Source organism: Corticimicrobacter sp. (assembly GCF_040137905.1).
In the GTDB taxonomy this organism is placed as follows: domain Bacteria; phylum Pseudomonadota; class Gammaproteobacteria; order Burkholderiales; family Burkholderiaceae_B; genus Corticimicrobacter.
Genome location: NZ_JBEFDG010000028.1, coordinates 1 through 15,508 on the forward strand (window position 1 = coordinate 1; position 15,508 = coordinate 15,508).

General features: G+C 62.4%; 15 protein-coding genes. 10 read left to right on the forward strand and 5 right to left on the reverse strand.

The genetic code is table 11. The annotated features are described in order from the left end of the window. Nucleotides 1–58: 58 nt before the first annotated feature. Nucleotides 59–1,849, reverse strand: coding sequence for an aspartate--tRNA ligase (gene aspS, locus ABN482_RS04320; protein WP_349502830.1), 1,791 nt, complete (start codon nucleotides 1,847–1,849; stop codon nucleotides 59–61). Nucleotides 1,850–1,980: 131 nt separating this feature from the next. Here aspS and ABN482_RS04325 point away from each other — a divergent pair, with 131 nt between their 5' ends. The 10 genes from ABN482_RS04325 to ABN482_RS04370 all read left to right on the forward strand — a co-directional run bounded on the left by ABN482_RS04325 (nucleotide 1,981) and on the right by ABN482_RS04370 (nucleotide 12,180). Continuing rightward, a complete protein-coding gene (locus ABN482_RS04325; RefSeq protein ID WP_349502831.1) occupies nucleotides 1,981–2,691 on the forward strand; it encodes a potassium channel family protein in 711 nt (236 codons plus the stop codon). Between the two features lie 219 nt (nucleotides 2,692–2,910). Then, entirely contained in the window at nucleotides 2,911–4,146 is a 1,236-nt protein-coding gene (locus ABN482_RS04330; RefSeq protein WP_349502832.1) for a thiamine pyrophosphate-dependent enzyme, read from the forward strand. A gap of 3 nt (nucleotides 4,147–4,149) precedes the next feature. Continuing rightward, a complete protein-coding gene (locus tag ABN482_RS04335) occupies nucleotides 4,150–5,163 on the forward strand; it encodes an alpha-ketoacid dehydrogenase subunit beta (RefSeq protein WP_349502833.1) in 1,014 nt (337 codons plus the stop codon). A gap of 3 nt (nucleotides 5,164–5,166) precedes the next feature. Further along, nucleotides 5,167–6,474 (forward strand): dihydrolipoamide acetyltransferase family protein, encoded by a 1,308-nt coding sequence (locus ABN482_RS04340; RefSeq protein ID WP_349502834.1) that lies wholly within the window; start codon nucleotides 5,167–5,169, stop codon nucleotides 6,472–6,474. Nucleotides 6,475–6,582: 108 nt separating this feature from the next. Beyond that, the gene (metC, locus tag ABN482_RS04345) at nucleotides 6,583–7,770 is read left to right on the forward strand and encodes a cystathionine beta-lyase (RefSeq protein ID WP_349502835.1); all 1,188 of its coding nucleotides are present in this window, start codon (nucleotides 6,583–6,585) and stop codon (nucleotides 7,768–7,770) included. Between the two features lie 187 nt (nucleotides 7,771–7,957). After that, nucleotides 7,958–9,190: a pyridoxal phosphate-dependent aminotransferase gene (locus ABN482_RS04350; protein WP_349502836.1), complete on the forward strand. Its 1,233-nt coding sequence runs from the start codon at nucleotides 7,958–7,960 to the stop codon at nucleotides 9,188–9,190. Nucleotides 9,191–9,370: 180 nt separating this feature from the next. After that, a complete protein-coding gene (locus ABN482_RS04355) occupies nucleotides 9,371–9,997 on the forward strand; it encodes a 2OG-Fe(II) oxygenase (protein ID WP_349502837.1) in 627 nt (208 codons plus the stop codon). Between the two features lie 48 nt (nucleotides 9,998–10,045). Then, nucleotides 10,046–10,894 carry a LysR family transcriptional regulator gene (locus ABN482_RS04360; protein ID WP_349502838.1) on the forward strand — a complete coding sequence of 283 codons (849 nt, stop codon included), beginning with the start codon at nucleotides 10,046–10,048 and terminating at the stop codon, nucleotides 10,892–10,894. 108 nt (nucleotides 10,895–11,002) lie between these two features. Then, entirely contained in the window at nucleotides 11,003–11,716 is a 714-nt protein-coding gene (locus ABN482_RS04365; RefSeq protein WP_349502839.1) for an aspartate/glutamate racemase family protein, read from the forward strand. Nucleotides 11,717–11,823: 107 nt separating this feature from the next. Then, the gene (locus tag ABN482_RS04370; RefSeq protein WP_349502840.1) at nucleotides 11,824–12,180 is read left to right on the forward strand and encodes a carboxymuconolactone decarboxylase family protein; all 357 of its coding nucleotides are present in this window, start codon (nucleotides 11,824–11,826) and stop codon (nucleotides 12,178–12,180) included. Nucleotides 12,181–12,262: 82 nt separating this feature from the next. Here the strand turns inward: ABN482_RS04370 and ABN482_RS04375 are convergent, their stop codons facing one another. From ABN482_RS04375 to ABN482_RS04390, 4 genes are all read right to left on the reverse strand, one after another. Next, a complete protein-coding gene (locus ABN482_RS04375) occupies nucleotides 12,263–13,000 on the reverse strand; it encodes an amino acid ABC transporter ATP-binding protein (RefSeq protein ID WP_349502841.1) in 738 nt (245 codons plus the stop codon). A gap of 18 nt (nucleotides 13,001–13,018) precedes the next feature. Continuing rightward, nucleotides 13,019–13,690 (reverse strand): amino acid ABC transporter permease, encoded by a 672-nt coding sequence (locus ABN482_RS04380; protein ID WP_349502842.1) that lies wholly within the window; start codon nucleotides 13,688–13,690, stop codon nucleotides 13,019–13,021. Nucleotides 13,691–13,692: 2 nt separating this feature from the next. Further along, on the reverse strand, nucleotides 13,693–14,448 hold the full coding sequence (locus tag ABN482_RS04385) for an amino acid ABC transporter permease (protein ID WP_349502843.1): 756 nt from the start codon (nucleotides 14,446–14,448) through the stop codon (nucleotides 13,693–13,695). 141 nt (nucleotides 14,449–14,589) lie between these two features. Next, the gene (locus tag ABN482_RS04390) at nucleotides 14,590–15,489 is read right to left on the reverse strand and encodes an amino acid ABC transporter substrate-binding protein (protein WP_349502844.1); all 900 of its coding nucleotides are present in this window, start codon (nucleotides 15,487–15,489) and stop codon (nucleotides 14,590–14,592) included. Between the last annotated feature and the right edge of the window lie 19 nt (nucleotides 15,490–15,508).

Consider the following 15,508-nt stretch of genomic DNA (forward strand, 5'->3'; position numbering starts at 1 on the left):
GACCCGCAGGATGGACATAGGCGGCCTGGTTGCGGCCGGAGCCGCAGCCCACGAAGGGTTATTTGACTTCGGTCTGGCGCAGGCGGATGTGCAGTTCGCGCAACTGCTTTTCATCCACGGACGAAGGCGCTGCGGTCAGCAGGCACTGGGCGCGCTGCGTCTTGGGGAAGGCGATCACGTCGCGGATCGAATCGGCACCGGTCATCATGGTGACGATACGATCCAGGCCGAAGGCAATCCCGCCGTGCGGAGGCGCACCGTACTGCAGCGCATCCAGCAGGAAGCCGAACTTCTCGCGGGCTTCCTGTTCGTCGATCTTGAGGGCGCGGAACACCTTGCTCTGCACTTCCTCGCGATGGATACGCACCGAGCCGCCACCGATTTCCCAGCCGTTGAGCACCATGTCGTAGGCCTTGGCCAGCGCCTTGCTGGGATCCTTGGTGAGGAAATCCTCGTGGCCATCCTTGGGGCTGGTGAAGGGATGATGTGCCGCCACGTAGCGGTTGTCGTCCTCGTCGTATTCGAACATCGGGAAGTCGACCACCCACAGCGGCTTCCAGACATTGTCGAACAAGCCGTTGTTGCGACCGAACTCGCTGTGACCGATCTTGACGCGCAATGCACCGATGGCATCGTTGACCACCTTGACCTTGTCCGCGCCAAAGAAGATCAGATCGCCATCCTGGGCTTCGGTGCGCTTGAGCAATTCGGCCAGCGCGGCATCATGGATATTCTTGACGATGGGAGCCTGCAGGCCCTCGCGGCCCTTGGCCACTTCGTTGACCTTGATCCAGGCCAGGCCCTTGGCACCGTAGATGCCGACGAACTGGGTGTAGCTGTCGATCTCGCTGCGCGAGAGCTGGGCACCGCCCGGCACGCGCAGGGCCACCACGCGGCCGCCGACCATGTTGGCTGCACCGGAAAACACCTTGAAGTCGACATCCTTCATGACGTCGGTCACATCGGTGAACTCGAGCTTGACGCGCAGGTCGGGCTTGTCGGAGCCGAAGCGATCCATGGCTTCCTGCCAGGTCATCTCGGGGAACTGTGCCGGCAGCGACACGCCCTGGACCTTGTTGAAGACGTGGCGGATCATGCCCTCGAAGATCTCGCGAATCTGCGTTTCGTTGAGGAACGAGGTCTCGCAGTCGATCTGGGTGAACTCGGGCTGGCGATCGGCACGCAGGTCTTCGTCGCGGAAGCACTTGGTGATCTGGTAGTAACGGTCGAAACCGGCCACCATCAGCATCTGCTTGAAGAGCTGCGGCGACTGCGGCAGCGCAAAGAAATGACCGGCATTGACGCGCGACGGCACCAGGTAGTCACGCGCACCTTCGGGCGTGCTCTTGGTCAGCATCGGGGTCTCGATGTCGATGAAGCCCAGCTCGTCGAGGAACTTGCGGACTTCGATCGACACACGATAGCGCAGCATCATGTTGCGCTGCATCTGCGGACGGCGCAGGTCGAGCACGCGATGCGTGAGGCGCGTGGTCTCGGACAGATTGTCGTCGTCGAGCTGGAACGGCGGCGTGACCGATGCGTTCAGGATTTCGATGTCATGGCAGAGGATTTCGATCTCGCCCGACTTCAGGTCGGCATTGGTGGTGCCGGCCGGACGCTCGCGCACCAGCCCGGTGATGCGAATGCAGAACTCGTTGCGCAGGCTCTCGGCCGTCGCGAAGGTGTCGGCACGGTCGGGATCGCACACGATCTGGGCCAGTCCGGCACGGTCGCGCAGGTCGATGAAAATCACGCCGCCATGGTCGCGGCGACGATGCACCCAGCCGAAAAGGGTGACGATCTGACCCAGTTGATCGCGGCAAACCTCACCGGTGTAGCAGGTACGCATGAAGGGAACTCCGACAGGGGAATGTAAAGACAATCGGCCATTATAGTGCAGGGAAACGGCCTGCCGGCTGCGGTAAGATGCGACTGCGCGGCCGGGAACACCTCGGCCCAGCCTGATACCGACTACGCGACATGACCTCCGTTTCTCCTCCTGCCCGATCCCGCTGGCACACGCTGGCCACCGACATTTCCAGCGTCATGGGCATCGTGCTTTCGCTGGCGCTGGTCATCAGCATGTCCGTGGAGGCCTTCACCAGCCCAAGCATGTTCGAGCGGCAGATATATAACGATATCCAACTGTGGGTGTGCCTGTACTTCCTGGCCGAACTGTTCGTGATGCTGTGCTACGCCGAACACAAAGGTCGCTACCTGCTGCGCAGTTTCCCGCTGCTCTTGCTGTATATCCCCTACCAGAGCCTGTTCGCGCATTTTGCCGTGGTACTGTCCGACGAAACCCGCTATCTGCTGCGTCTGCTGCCCATCGTGCGCGGCGGCGTGGCCCTGGTCATCCTGACCCGGATGACGATCAAGAATCGCATCAACAGCCTGTTCGTCACCTATATCGTGATTTTCCTGGTGCTCTGCTATTTCCAGATCCTGGCTTTCTACATCTTCGAAGCCAACATCAACCCCCTGGTGAAGAACTACGGCGACGCCCTCTGGTGGGCCGCGCTGACGGTCACGACGCTGGGCTCCAACATCGTGCCGGTCACGACCACCGGCAAGATTGCCACCGCCGTGCTGGCCGTCATCGGCATGACGACTTTCCCGATCTTCACGGTGTACATCACGACACTGGTGCAGAATCTGAACCGCAAGCAGGCGTCTCCACACCAGTCCTGAGTCCGAGCGCTTGCCAACGCACCAGGCCCGTCGCTCCTGACGTGCTTCGCACCAGGTTTCCCCCTACTGCCCCGTCCCGCCCTTCTCTGATACAGTGCCTTCATAACAGTGGCCGCCCCGCCCATCCGGCGCACACGGCCACAGTCGTCCGTACCGGCATCCCGCGATACGCGGCGACATTCATGCAAGCCAGACACAATCTGCGCAGGAGACAAGGCCATGACCGCATCACAGGGATCACTCCGCCTGCACGTGCCCGAGCCCTCCGGCCGGCCCGGACAGCGCACCGACTTTGCCTACCTCAGGCTGAGCCCGGCAGGCTCGCTGCCACGTCCGCCCATCGATACTCCCTATCGCGACACGCTGCCGCTGGCTGATGGTCTGATCCGCGTACTCGACGATGACGGCCAGGCGATCGGCCCCTGGGATCCGCAGGCCGATCCCGGCCTGCTGCTGCATGCCCTGCGCCTGATGCTGCTGACGCGGGCCTTCGATGCCCGCATGGTCATTGCCCAGCGCCAGAAGAAAACCTCCTTCTACGTCCAGAGCCTGGGCGAGGAAGCCGTCGGCATCGGCCAGGCCCTGGCGCTGCACGCCGATGACATGTGCTTTCCGACCTACCGCCAGCAGGGCATCCTGCTGGCACGCGGCATGCCCATGACCGACATGATGTGCCAGTTGTTCTCCAACAGCCGCGACCCGCTCCTGGGCCGCCAGTTGCCGGTCATGTATTCCTCCAAGAGCCATGGGTTCTTCTCCATTTCCGGCAATCTCGGCACCCAGTTCGTCCAGGCCGTAGGCTGGGCCATGGCTTCGGCCATCAAGGGCGATACACGCATCGCCTCGGCCTGGATCGGCGACGGTTCAACGGCCGAAGCCGACTTTCACACAGCGCTGACCTTCGCCCAGGTCTATCGGGCACCGGTCATTCTCAACGTCGTCAACAATCAGTGGGCCATCTCCACTTTCCAGGCGATCGCCGGCGGCGAAACCACCACCTTTGCCATGCGGGGCGTCGGCATGGGCATTGCCGCGCTGCGGGTCGATGGCAATGACCTGCTGGCCGTGCTGGCCGCCTCGCGCTGGGCCGCCGAACGTGCACGCAGCAATGCCGGCCCGACCCTGATCGAATGGGTCACCTACCGGGCCGGACCACATTCCACTTCGGATGACCCTTCCAAGTACCGCCCCGCCGACGACTGGACTCACTTTCCTCTGGGCGACCCCATCGAACGGCTGCGACGGCACCTGACCGCACGGGCGCTGTGGTCGGATACGCAGCATGAAGCGGCACTGCGCGACATCGAGGCCGAAGTGCTGGCCGCCCAGAAGGAAGCCGAGCGCCACGGCACCCTCGGCGATGGCCGCCCCGATCCGGGAGCCGACCTGTTCGAAGACGTCTATGCCGACCTGCCGCCGCACCTGGCGCAGCAACGCGCACAACTGGAGGGCTGAGCCATGGCGACCATGACCATGATCCAGGCGCTGCGTTCGGCCATGGACGTCATGCTGGAACGGGATGAGAACGTCGTGCTGTACGGCCAGGACGTCGGCTACTTCGGTGGCGTCTTCCGCTGTACCGAAGGCCTGCAGGCCCGCCACGGGCGCACCCGCGTCTTCGATGCGCCGCTGTCCGAAAGCGGCATCGTCGGGACGGCCATCGGCATGGCGGCCTACGGCCTGCGCCCCGTGGTGGAAATCCAGTTTGCCGACTATTTCTATCCGGCCTCGGACCAGATCATGTCCGAAGCCGCACGCCTGCGCCACCGCTCGGCCGGAGACTTCACCGCACCGATGGTGATCCGCATGCCCTGCGGCGGTGGCATCTACGGCGGCCAGACCCACAGCCAGAGTCCCGAGGCGCTGTTCACCCATGTGTGCGGCCTGCGCACGGTGATGCCTTCCAACCCCTACGATGCCAAGGGCCTGCTGATCGCCGCCATCGAGAGTGACGACCCGGTCATTTTCCTAGAGCCCAAGCGGCTCTACAACGGCCCCTTCGACGGCCACCACGACCGTCCGGTCACGCCCTGGTCAAAGCACCCGATGAGTGACGTGCCCGAGGGCTACTACCGCGTGCCGCTGGGCGTACCGGCCATCCATCGCCCCGGCCTGGCCGCGACCGTGCTGACCTACGGCACCATGGTGCACGTGGCAGCAGCAGCCGTGGCAGAAAGCGGCATCGATGCCGAGATCATCGACCTGCGCACCCTGTGGCCGCTCGACATCGAACCGCTGGCAGCCTCCGTGCGCAAGACCGGACGCTGCGTCATCGTGCACGAGGCCACCCGTACAGGCGGTTTCGGTGCCGAACTGGCGGCGCTCATGCAGGAACACTGTTTCTATTCGCTGGAGTCGCCCATCGAACGTGTCGCGGGCTGGGACACCCCCTACCCGCATGCGCAGGAGTGGGCCTACTTTCCATCGCCGGCCCGCATTGCCGCCGCGCTGCGACGTGTCATGGAGGAATGAGGCATGCCCATCCACACCATCAAGATGCCGGACATCGGCGAAGGTATCGCTGAGGTCGAACTGGTCGGCTGGCACATCCGCGAAGGAGACCAGGTCAGCGAAGACCAGCCGCTGGCCGAAGTCATGACCGACAAGGCGGCCGTCGAGATTCCTTCACCCGTAAATGGCCGGGTCCAAACGCTGTGCGGCGCACTGGGCGAGATGATCGCCGTCGGTGCCCCGCTGATCCATATCGAACTGGCGGACGACAGCGCCCCATCCACGCAGCCTGTGGCCGCCCCCACTGACCAACAGGATCTCACCTGCCCTCAGGCAACCTGCCCGAGCCGCAGTACATCTGTCGAACCTGAGCCGGCAGCAGCCTGTCGCCAGGCCACCCACCCGCGCCCCCTGGCCTCGCCCTCCATACGCCGTCGGGCGCGTGAACATGACATCGATCTCCATGCACTCCAGGGCAGCGGCCCGGGCGGGCGTATCATTCACGGCGACATCGACGCGACCCTGGCACACACACACCCACCGCATGGCACCTCCGGCCACCCGGCACACGCTACACCGGCCAACCCGCCTCCTGTTGCCGCCGCAACCAGCCCCACGGCACGCACCGGCACACAACAGATCCAGGTCATCGGCCTGCGCCGCCGGATCGCCGAGAAAATGCAGACATCCATGCAGCGCATTCCGCATTTCAGCTATGTCGAAGAAGTCGACATGACCGATCTGGAAGCACTGCGACAAGCGCTGAATATCGAATACAGCGCGACACATGGCAGGCTCACCCTGCTGCCATTCCTGATCCAGGCCCTGGCCCGGGCAACCGTGGCCTTTCCACAGATCAATGCCTGCTACGACGACGAGGCCGGCATCATCACCCGCCACGCGGCCCTGCACCTGGGCATCGCCACACAGACCCCCGGCGGGCTGGTCGTACCGGTCCTGCGCCATGCGGAATCGCGTGACCTGTGGGGCAATGCCGCGGAGATCACGCGCCTGTCGCATGCCGCACGCGAAGCACGCCTGCCCCGCGAAGCGCTGTCCGGCTCCACGCTGACCCTGACCAGCCTGGGGGCCCTGGGCGGCATTGCCAGCACCCCTATCATCAACCATCCCGAAGTCGCCATCGTCGGTGTCAACCGGCAGGTCGAGCGCCCGGTGGTACGTCACGGACGGGTCGAAGTGCGCCGCATGATGAACCTGTCTTCGTCCTTCGATCACCGCGTCGTGGACGGCATGGATGCAGCCCGCTTCATCCAGGAACTGCGACGCCTGCTGGAGACGCCTGCCTTGCTGTTCCTGCAGGCCCCCGGTTAGCAGAGTCCGCCGATCCTCGCACGCTGCAACCATGGCAGGGGAATATAGATAGTGGATATGCACTGACGGCAGTGGCGCCGATGCGAGGTGCCCGCTATCATGCTTCGCATGAACAAGACACACCACATTGATACCCGCCTGATGCACACCGGCAGCGCGCCGTTCGACCCTGCCACGGAGTCCGCGCCGGTCAGCCTGCCCTCCATCCGTACCAGCACCGTCCGCTTCAAGAGCCTGGACGCACTCGACCGGGCCATCGCACGGCGCGCCAGCGGCGAACGGATCGCCGCCTACGGCCGCCAGGGGCTGGACACACACCGCGCCTTCGAAGACCTGATCTGCGAACTCGAGAACGCCACGCACAGCTACATCGCCCCCTCCGGCATGGCCGCCATCACGCTGGCCTTCGTGGCCCTGCTCGATGCCGGCGATCATGCACTGGTAGCCGATTGCGTCTACGGCCCGACCCGCATCCTGGACCACTCCCTGCTGGAGCGGATGAACATCGAAATCACCTACTTTTCCGCCCAGGACGATCTGGCCGCGCTGGTTCGCCCCAACACCCGCCTGCTGTATGTCGAATCGCCCGGCTCGCTGCTGTTCGAAACCCTTGACCTGCCTGCACTGGCCGCCTTCGCCCAGCGACATGACCTGATGCTGGCCAGCGACAACACCTGGGGCTCGGGCTACCTGTACCGCCCGCTGGATCTGGGCGCGCAAGTCTCGGTCATCGCCGCCACCAAGTACATCGCCGGCCACTCCGACGTAATGCTGGGTGCGGTCGCCACCAACGACGCCCAAACCGCTGCCCGGCTGGCCAAGGCCCACTACGCGCTGGGCTACTCGGTCAGTGCCGACGACGTCTGGCTGGCGCTGCGCGGCGCGCGCACCCTGCCACTGCGCCTGGAACAGCATGCCCGTAACGCGCTTGAGGTCTGCCACTTTTTTGCCAGCCGCCCCGAGACGGTACGCATCTTTCACCCCGCCTGGCCCGACGATCCCGGCCATGCGCTGTGGCAACGCGATTTCCATGGTTCCAACGGCATGCTGTCGGTGGCGCTGGCGCTCGAACCGGCGCAGGCACGGCGCTTCGTCGATGCGCTCACGCTGTTCGGCATCGGTTTCTCGTGGGGCGGTTTCGAAAGCCTGGTGCAACTGGTCGAACCCTCCCTGATCGCTCCGCACGGCTACTGGACGCTGGCACCGCATGCCCTGGTACGCCTGCAGATCGGGCTGGAGCACATCGACGACCTGATCGCCGACCTGCAGCAGGCCCTGGATGGCGCTCAGGCCTGACCCCCTCGGCAGATCGCTTCATCGGGCTACCTGACGCCAGATCGTTGTGCATTTGCCGGCTTCGTGACCTGCCGACCAACGGCCTATATGCCGTTGCGGGCGCAGGTGGCACAATATGCGATTACGGTCCGCTTCCACGCGAAGCGGACTCCGCCCTTTCGGCGGCCCGATGCCGCAGGCCATTTCCATGAAGCCCATCCACAAATCCAGCAAGCTCGCCCACGTTCTCTACGATATCCGCGGCCCCATCATGGATCGCGCCAAGCAAATGGAGGACGAGGGTCAGAAAATCATCAAGCTCAACATCGGCAACCTGGCCGTGTTCGGCTTCGATGCCCCCGAGGAAATCCAGCAGGACATGATCCGCAACCTGCCCAACTCGGCAGGGTATTCCGACAGCAAGGGCATCTTCGCAGCGCGCAAGGCGGTGATGCACTACACCCAGGCTCAAGGCATCAAGGGTGTTGGCCTGGAAGACATCTACCTCGGCAACGGTGCCTCGGACCTGATCGCCATGGCGACCAACGCCCTGCTCGACGACGGCGACGAACTGCTGCTGCCCGCCCCCGACTATCCGCTGTGGACCGCCGTCACCAGCCTGTCCGGCGGCACGCCGGTGCATTACCTGTGCGACGAAAGCAAGGGCTGGATTCCCGACCTGGAGGATATCCGCGCCAAGATCACACCCCGCACCAAGGGCATCGTGGTCATCAACCCCAACAATCCCACCGGCGTGCTCTATCCCGACAGCGTCCTGCAGGGCATCATCAAGATCGCACGCGAGCATGGCCTGGCCATTCTGGCCGACGAGGTCTACGACAAGGTGCTGTATGACGGAGCCAGACACACGGCCATTGCCAGCCTGTCATCGGATGTCCTGACCCTGACCTTCAATTCGCTCTCCAAGAGCTATCGGGCCTGTGGCTATCGGGCCGGCTGGATGATCGTCTCGGGCGACAAGAGCCTCGCCAGCGACTACATCGAAGGCCTGAACATGCTGGCCAACATGAAGCTGTGCGCCAATGTGCCCGGCCAGTGGGCGATCCAGACCGCCCTGGGCGGCTACCAGAGCATCAACGACCTGGTCTGCGAGGGTGGCCGCCTGCGTCGCCAGCGCGACCTGGCCTACAAGCTGATCACCGCCATCCCGGGCGTCACCTGCGTCAAGCCGCATGGCACGCTGTACATGTTCCCCCGCCTGGACCCGGAGATCTATCCGATCCAGGACGACCGCCAGTTTTTCGTGCAACTGCTGGAGGCCACCCGCGTGATGCTGGTGCAGGGCACCGGTTTCAACTGGCCCCATCCCGACCATTTCCGCATCGTCTTCCTGCCGCACGAACCGGACCTGCGCGAAGCCATCGGGCGCATCGCCACGTTCCTGGAAAGCTACCGCAACCGACACGCCAAGAAAGCCTGACCGAACGATCGTCCTGGCACTGACCATACCGGCTGCAGAAAACCCTCTGTGGCCGGTTTTTTTTCAGATAAAATTCGCTCCCCATCTACCGATTTTCTGATACTGCGGCCACATCATGGCGCTGTGGCAAGGAGACTGCGATTCGAGTCGTTCCGGTGTTTCCGCTGAGCAGGATGAATCATGACGCAGCCGCTTGATACGCTGCTCGATCTCCTGGAAACCCAAGGCTGGGCCATGTCGGACGACATCATCCCGCCGGAACTGACACATCGTTTACGCACGGAAGGCATGCAGCGCTGGCAACAGGGCGAATTCCATGCCGCCCGCATCGGACGACAACAGCAGGAAGGCCGCCATCCGGAAATACGCGGCGACACCATCTGCTGGCTGGACCACGACAACCGGCAACCGGCCAGCAGCGAATTCCTGGCCTGGACCGACGAACTGCGCGCGCTGCTCAACCGGCATTTCTACCTGGGCCTGCGCCACCTGGAAATGCACTACGCACGCTACGACTCCGGCATGGGCTATGCCCGGCACATGGATCAGCATCGTGGCATGCCCTATCGGATGATCACCATCCTGCTGTACCTTAATCCCGACTGGCAACCTGGCGACGGTGGCGAGTTGCGCCTGTTCGAAGCCGACAATCCCGAACGCGAATTCCACCGGCTCGAACCGCTGGCCGGCCGCCTGCTGCTGTTTCGCAGCGACCTGATCCCGCATGAGGTCCTGCCCTGCACCCAGCCCCGCTGGAGCCTGACCGGCTGGTTCCGCACCGACGATCCGGCGCTGCTGCCGGCCTGATCTGCCAATACTGAACAATCAGGCCCTACAATTCTCAATATGAGAAACATGGACCTGGATGATCTGGACATTTTCCGCTGCGTGGTCCGCGAGGGCGGTATCGCGCGTGCGGCCGCCCGCCTACATCGTGTTCCGTCCAATATCACGACCCGCATCAAGCAACTCGAGGCACGCTTGGGCGTTGCCCTGTTCCGCAAGCAAGGACGCAGCCTCGCCCTGACCGAGTCCGGACAGACCTTGCTGGGCCACGCCGAACGCCTGCTGTTGCTGGCAGAACAGGCCGAGCAGGAGGTCCGCAATGGCACCACCCACGGCACCCTGCGGCTCGGCTCGCTCGAAAGCACAGCCGGTGCACGTCTGCCATCCCTGCTCTCGACCTTTCATCTGCAGCATCCTGGCATGTCGATCGAACTGCAGACCGGGATCACCGACACGCTGTTGCGCATGCTGGCTCGCTTCGAGATCGATGCGGCCTTTATCGCTGAGCCCTTCGAACCCGGCAGGTTCAGCAGCCGTCCCGCCTTCAATGAAACCCTGACGCTGATCTCGGCTCAGGGTACGCCACGCATCCAAAGTGCAGCCGACCTGAGCGGCCAGACCCTGGTCGTCTTTCCGCATGGCTGCTCTTATCGTCGCCGTCTGACGGAATGGCTGGCCGAAGAAGGCGTGACACCCGGCCGAATACTTGAATTCGGTTCCTACCATGCCATCATCGCCTGCGTGGCCGCTGCAACGGGGATTGGCATTATCTCCACAGAACTGCTCGACCATGCCGTACTGGGCACTGCCGTGCAACGTCACCCGCTGCCCGACAGGCTGCGTCTCAACCGTACCCATCTGGTCTGGACCGATCAGCCAGGTGCACCGCTGCAGGCATTGATGGCCTTGCTGCCATGACAAATTTCTAAAAAACAGAAATATTGAACAGAATTATTCAATTTTCATAAGCCATTCCGCTCGCTAGACTCCCGATGACGCATCCATTCTTTTTCATCGGGATTTTTCATGACCCTGCGCACCCTCGGACTGATCGGCGGGATGAGCTTTGAAGGCTCGGCCGTCTACTATCGAAAAATAAACGAAGCCATCCACCAGCACCTGGGTGGACTGCACTCGGCAGAACTGCTGATGCGCTCCATCGACTTCCAGCCTATCGTCGACATGCAACGCAGCGATCGCTGGGAGGAAGCGGGCCAGGCATTGGCAAAGGCCGCCCGCGCCCTGGAGGCTGGCGGGGCAGACTGCATCATGATCTGTGCCGTCACCATGCATCTGGTGGCAGACGCAGTAGAAACGGCCACTGTACTGCCCTTCATCCATATCGTCGATGAAGTGGCCATCCGCCTCAAGGCGGCCGGCCGCGTCCGCCCTCTGCTGCTGGCCACACGCTACACGATGGAAAACGGCTTCTATCCGGCTCGCATGAAGCCGCATGGCATCAACGTCATGGTGCCCGATGCGCCATCTCGCGAACGTATCCACGACATCATTTTCAATGAACTCAGCATCGGCAGGGTAGAAGATCTGTCGCGCCAACAGTTGGTCGACATCATCGAAATCGCCAGGATGCAAGGTGCAGACTCAGTCATTTTTGGCTGCACCGAGATCTGCATGATCCTCGATACAGATACCCTGCCACTGCCAGGCTTCGACTCCACGGCGATCCATATCGAGGCAGCCGTGGACTTTGCTCTGGGCAAGTCAGGCGACCCTGCATAGCGATGGTTTATTTTTCAGATCATTAATTTAGATAAATCTAAATTATAATTCCGGTATCACTGCCGCCTGCCGGGCGGCATTCTCAAACACGATCACCGGAGTTGTCCATGTCCACGCCGCAATACAAGCAACTGACCCAGTCCGTTTCGACCCAACTCGCGCAACTGCGCAAAACCCAGCCTGGCGTCATGAAAGGTTTTGCCGACATTGGCAAGGCCGCCATGGCCGGAGGGGCGCTCGACCCCAAGACCAAGGAGCTGATCGCACTGGCCATCGGTGTTGCCTCCCGCTGCGATGGCTGCATCGGGTTTCATACCCAGGCGCTGGCGCGACTGGGGGCCAGTACGGAAGAAGTTCACGAAGCCCTGGGCGTGGCCATCTACATGGGCGGCGGTCCTGTCGCCATGTATGCCGCCAACGCCGTTGCTGCCTTCAACGAGGCCAGCCTGCCTGCCCAGGCCTGAAGGTCCGTCCGGACCGACGACAAAAATAAAACCCCGCACTGACTGCAACAGCCAGGCGGGGCGAGTCATGAGCAGAACGCGATCAGTGCGCCAGGATCTTGTGCAGAAAGTCTTTGGTGCGGTCTTTGCGGGCCTCCGGGTTGCCGAAGAACTCCTGCGTGGGGCAGTCTTCCAGGATCTTGCCGCCCACGTCCATGAAAATCACGCGGCTGCTGACCTTGCGCGCAAAGCCCATTTCGTGGGTCACGCACATCATGGTCATGCCCTCCTGGGCCAGTCCGACCATCACGTCGAGCACTTCGCCCACCATTTCGGGATCGAGTGCCGAGGTCGGCTCATCAAACAGCATCACGATGGGGTCCATGCTCAGCGCGCGGGCAATGGCCACACGCTGCTGCTGGCCGCCCGACAACTGGCCGGGAAACTTGTCCTTGTGCGCCAGCAGGCCGACCCGCTCCAGGTATTTCAGGCCATGGGCATGGGCCTCGTCCTTGCTGCGGCCCAGCACCTTGATCTGCGCCACCGTGAGATTCTCGGTGACCGACAGGTGCGGAAACAGCTCGAAATGCTGGAACACCATGCCCACGCGGCTGCGCAGCTTGGGCAGGTTGGTCTTGGGATCATGCACTGCCGTGCCGTCGACCCAGATCTCGCCTTTCTGGAACGGCTCCAGCGCGTTGATGGTCTTGATCAGCGTGGACTTGCCCGAACCGGATGGCCCGGCCACCACCACCACTTCGCCCTTTTCGATGCGGGTCGAGCAGTCGGTCAGCACCTGGAAGTCGCCATACCACTTCGAGACGTTTTTCATTTCAATCATGTTGTGCTTTCCTTCTGACTAGCGAATGATGGCAATCTTGCGATGCAGTTGCTTGACGCACCACGACAATGAATAGCAGATGATGAAGTAGGCCACGGCTGCCGCGACATAGGCCTCGATCGGGCGACCGAAGTTCTTGCCTGCGGTCTCGAAACCCTTGAGCATGTCATAGGCACCGATAGCGTACACCAGCGACGTATCCTGAAACAGGATGATGGTCTGCGTGAGCAGCACCGGCAGCATGTTGCGAAAGGCCTGCGGCAGGATCACGATGCGCATGTTCTGCCCGTAGGTCATGCCCACGGCCTGACCGGCATAGACCTGTCCACGCGGAATGGACTGAATGCCGGCACGCATGATCTCGCTGAAATAGGCCGCCTCGAATGCCACGAAGGTAATCACCGCCGAGGTTTCTGCGCCCACCGAGAAGCCGACGATCAGCGGCATCAGCAGGAAGAACCACAGGATGACCATCACCAGCGGGATGCTGCGCATGCCGTTGACGTAGATGGTCGCGGGCAGCACCAGCCAGTTCTTGCCCGACAGGCGCATCAGGGCCAGCACGGTACCCAGCGCAATCCCGCCCAGGGTCGCCACGACAGTCAGCCAGACGCTGAAATAAAAGCCCTTGAGCACGTAGTCGCTGATCAGTGCCCAGTTGTAGAAACCGAAATCGAAATCGAAGCCCATGATCAGTGTCCTCCCTGGGCACCGCCCACGATGAAGCCCGGAATGCGGACGCGGTTTTCAATGAAGGCCATGACACGGTTGATGCCGAACGCGGTCACGATATAGAGTGCCGTCACCCCCAGGTAGATCTCGATGCCGCGCGAGGTTTCTTCCTGCGCCTGCATGGCGAACATGGTCAGCTCTGCAATCGACACGGCAAAGGCCACCGACGAGTTCTTGACGATATTCATCGATTCACTGGTGAGTGGTGGAATGATGATCCGGAACGCCAGGGGCAGCAGCACATAACGGTAGTACTGGAAGGTCGTGAAACCCAGTGCCATGCCGGCATAGCGCTGGCCACGCGGCAATGCCTCGATCCCGGCGCGCACCTGTTCGGCGATCCGGGCCGACGTGAACACGCCCAGCGCGCACACCACCAGCACGAAACCCGACACACTACGCATCACCGGAAACAGTGACGGTATGACGTGATACCACAGGAAAATCTGTACCAGCAGGGGAATATTGCGAAAGAGTTCCACCCACGCATTGCCTGCCCGCACCCAGAAGCGGCTATTGGGCAGCGTGCGCAGCGTGCCCACCAGAAAGCCCAGCGCCAGGGCCAGGGCCAGGGATACCAGCGACACCGAAATCGTCCAGCCCCAGGCCGACATCATCCAGTCCAGATAGGTCACGCTGCCGTCTTTGCCGAAGCATCCCTGTACCACTTGCTGGTCCAGGTTATCCTGGCAGAATACCTGCCAATCCCAATTCATACAGCCTCCCTACCGAGGTAGTTCCGTGCGTGCCGCGATGATGCCACGGCAACCTGCATCGGTGCAATTCCAATCAAAAACGCCCCTGCAGACCGGCTGTAGGGGCGTATGTACATCAGACAACCCAAGTCCGATACGCGATCATTCGACCACGTAGGCTTCCATCGGCTTGTCGTTGGGGTTTTCCCAGGCTTGCTTGGTCGCTTCCGACAGTTGCAGGCCGATGACCGTGCCTGCCGGCGGGGTCGGCTGCAGGAACCACTTGTCCCACAGGGCATTGAGGGTGCCGTCGGCGATCTGGCGCTCGATGCTCTTGTTGATGGCAGCCTTGAAGTTGTCGTCGTTCTTGCGCAGCATGCAGGCAATCGGCTCGACCGACAGGACTTCACCGACGATGCGGTAGTTGTCGGGGTTGCGCGACTTGGAGATGTTGGCGGCCAGGATCGAACCGTCCATCACGAACACGTCGGCACGGCCGGTCTCGAGCAGCAGGAAGCTGTCGGCGTGGTCCTTGCCCATGACTTCGTTGAAGTTGACGCCTTCGGCACGCTTGTTGCGACGCAGGGTCTGCACCGAGGTGGTCCCGGTGGTCACGGCCACGTTCTTGCCGGCCAGGTCGGCCACCGAGCTGATGCCGGAGTCGGCCTTGGTGGCCATGCGCACTTCTTCCACATAGGTAGTGTGGGCGAAGTCCACGTCTTTCTGGCGAGCCGTATTGTTGGTGGTGGAGCCGCACTCGAAGTCGACGCTGCCGTTGTTGATCAGCGGGATGCGATTCTGCGAGGTGATCGGCTGGTACTTGATCTCAAGCTTTTCGAGGCCCAGATCCTTGCGCAGGTCCTCGATGATGTTTTCAGCCATTTCGGTATGGAAGCCGACGTACTTGCCATTGCCCAGGGTGTAGCCCAGCCCGGACGATTCGCGCACGCCCAGGGTCACGGAGCCGCTGTCGCGGATCTTGGCGAGCGTATCGTTGGCTTGCGCCATGGCATTGCCGGCGGCCAGCGCCAGGACTGCTGCGGCCAGAATATGTTTTTTCATACGTTCGTTCTCCTTGGGA

Excerpts from the sequence above, each read along its gene's own strand:
- aspS (WP_349502830.1), bottom strand. The coding sequence starts at position 1,849 with ATGCGTACCTGCTACACCGGTGAGGTTTGCCGCGATCAACTGGGTCAG.
- ABN482_RS04325 (WP_349502831.1), top strand. The coding sequence starts at position 1,981 with ATGACCTCCGTTTCTCCTCCTGCCCGATCCCGCTGGCACACGCTGGCC.
- ABN482_RS04330 (WP_349502832.1), top strand. The coding sequence starts at position 2,911 with ATGACCGCATCACAGGGATCACTCCGCCTGCACGTGCCCGAGCCCTCC.
- ABN482_RS04335 (WP_349502833.1), top strand. The coding sequence starts at position 4,150 with ATGGCGACCATGACCATGATCCAGGCGCTGCGTTCGGCCATGGACGTC.
- ABN482_RS04340 (WP_349502834.1), top strand. The coding sequence starts at position 5,167 with ATGCCCATCCACACCATCAAGATGCCGGACATCGGCGAAGGTATCGCT.
- metC (WP_349502835.1), top strand. The coding sequence starts at position 6,583 with ATGAACAAGACACACCACATTGATACCCGCCTGATGCACACCGGCAGC.
- ABN482_RS04350 (WP_349502836.1), top strand. The coding sequence starts at position 7,958 with ATGAAGCCCATCCACAAATCCAGCAAGCTCGCCCACGTTCTCTACGAT.
- ABN482_RS04355 (WP_349502837.1), top strand. The coding sequence starts at position 9,371 with ATGACGCAGCCGCTTGATACGCTGCTCGATCTCCTGGAAACCCAAGGC.
- ABN482_RS04360 (WP_349502838.1), top strand. The coding sequence starts at position 10,046 with ATGGACCTGGATGATCTGGACATTTTCCGCTGCGTGGTCCGCGAGGGC.
- ABN482_RS04365 (WP_349502839.1), top strand. The coding sequence starts at position 11,003 with ATGACCCTGCGCACCCTCGGACTGATCGGCGGGATGAGCTTTGAAGGC.
- ABN482_RS04370 (WP_349502840.1), top strand. The coding sequence starts at position 11,824 with ATGTCCACGCCGCAATACAAGCAACTGACCCAGTCCGTTTCGACCCAA.
- ABN482_RS04375 (WP_349502841.1), bottom strand. The coding sequence starts at position 13,000 with ATGATTGAAATGAAAAACGTCTCGAAGTGGTATGGCGACTTCCAGGTG.
- ABN482_RS04380 (WP_349502842.1), bottom strand. The coding sequence starts at position 13,690 with ATGGGCTTCGATTTCGATTTCGGTTTCTACAACTGGGCACTGATCAGC.
- ABN482_RS04385 (WP_349502843.1), bottom strand. The coding sequence starts at position 14,448 with ATGAATTGGGATTGGCAGGTATTCTGCCAGGATAACCTGGACCAGCAA.
- ABN482_RS04390 (WP_349502844.1), bottom strand. The coding sequence starts at position 15,489 with ATGAAAAAACATATTCTGGCCGCAGCAGTCCTGGCGCTGGCCGCCGGC.